We start from the raw sequence: 1,573 nt of genomic DNA, 5'->3' as shown, positions 1-1,573 counted from the left end.
CGCAAAGACTGTTCAAACGGATCGTGCATACGCACCTCTCGTGATGTCTGTGAAAGACGCGGTGAAATTTGCTCGGGTCACATGGCTCTCCGTCAGACCCAGCGCAAACGTCGGTATAACCACCACTGCCCCAACGCCACCGAAACCACCAACAGGCACGCGATCAGGAAACCATACGGGCTCGCGGAAAATGGAATGCCGCCGACGTTGATGCCCAAAAGCCCGGTCAAAAAACTCATCGGCAAAAAGATCCCGGTGATGACGCCGAAGCGATACATCGTGCGATTCATGCGCACGCTCAATCGCCGGTCTTCGGCCTCCAACACAAGCCCCACGCGCTCTCGGGTCAATTCGAGCTCTTCAAGATAGCGGGTCAGGCTGTTGTTCAATTCGTTCCAGTAATCGCCATCATCCTCGACAAACCAGGGCAACTTGAGCCGTGTCAGCTGAGCAAAAATATCCCTCTGCGGAGCGAGAAAGCGCTTCAACGCAGCGGCCCGGCGACGGATCTGCAAGATCGCTCCGTGCTCCGGTGTATACCGTTCGTCGGTATCGAGCTTTTCTTCTTCCTCATCGACCACTTCCGAGAGGCAACTGACCAGATCCTGCACCTTGTTGGTCAGGTACTGCGCCATGTAGAGAATCAGCTCGGAGGCGGTTTTCGGTCCCTTGCCCAGCTCCAGTTGCACCAGCAGTTCTTCGGTGGCGCGCAGCGGCCGCAAACGCAAGGAAATGACCCGCTGCGCAGAGCCGAAGATCCGTACCGAGACCATGTCTTCAGGCTCAGCCCCCGGATTGAGGTTGACTCCACGCAAAAATAGCAGCAGTTCGCTGTCGGAAAGCTGTAAAAGGCGCGGACGAGTATTCTCTTCCAGCAGCAGATCACAGCTGAATTCACTCAAACCGCTGGATTTGCGCAACCAGGTCTGGGTTTGCGGGTGACTGCGATCCCAATGCAGCCACAGGCTTTCATGAGCCTGCAGCTGCAATTCATCGAGTTCAGTCCGGGCTATCGAACGCGCGCCGCCTTTACCGTCCAGCACCAGGGCGTGGACCAGCCCCCATTGCGCGTTTTCTTCCTCGAACATCCGCACTCCTTCAGTCAATCGGGGATTTTACTCAGGCATTTTCAGCGGACTGGGCGAGATGATCACGCCGTTGTTATCCGCATAGATGTAGTGGCCGGGATGGAAGGTCACGCCAGCGAAAGTCACGGCCACGTTGAGGTCGCCGAGACCGCGCTTGTCGGTCTTCATCGGGTGGCTGGCCAGGGCCTGCACCCCCAGATCGGTTTGGGCGATGACGTCGACGTCACGAATGCAACCGTAGATCACCAGGCCTTCCCAGCCATTTTTGGCGGCTTTCTCGGCGATCATGTCGCCCAGCAGCGCGCGACGCAGGGAACCGCCTCCATCGACCACCAGCACCTTGCCGTTGCCCTTGAGTTCGGCTTGCTCCTTGACCAGAGAGTTGTCTTCGAAGCACTTGATGGTCACGATTTCGCCGCCGAAGGAATCGCGGCCGCCGAAATTGCTGAACATCGGTTCCAGCACCTGCACCAGCTCCGGGTAGG

General features: G+C 57.9%; 2 protein-coding genes. Both read right to left on the bottom strand.

The window, feature by feature from the left end; translation table 11 throughout:
- Positions 1-92: 92 nt before the first annotated feature.
- Positions 93-1,088 carry a zinc transporter ZntB gene (locus D8U18_RS27000; protein ID WP_131109066.1) on the bottom strand — a complete coding sequence of 332 codons (996 nt, stop codon included), beginning with the start codon at positions 1,086-1,088 and terminating at the stop codon, positions 93-95.
- Between the two features lie 27 nt (positions 1,089-1,115).
- Positions 1,116-1,573: ribonuclease E activity regulator RraA (rraA, locus tag D8U18_RS26995; RefSeq protein ID WP_131109064.1), on the bottom strand; the 458-nt coding region annotated here is incomplete at its 5' end.

Origin of the sequence: Pseudomonas sp. Sample_10 (genome assembly GCF_004321495.1) — a bacterium.
Lineage (GTDB): Bacteria > Pseudomonadota > Gammaproteobacteria > Pseudomonadales > Pseudomonadaceae > Aquipseudomonas.
This window is presented reverse-complemented; position numbering and strand designations above follow the sequence as displayed.

Excerpts from the sequence above, each read along its gene's own strand:
- D8U18_RS27000 (WP_131109066.1), bottom strand. The coding sequence starts at position 1,088 with ATGTTCGAGGAAGAAAACGCGCAATGGGGGCTGGTCCACGCCCTGGTG.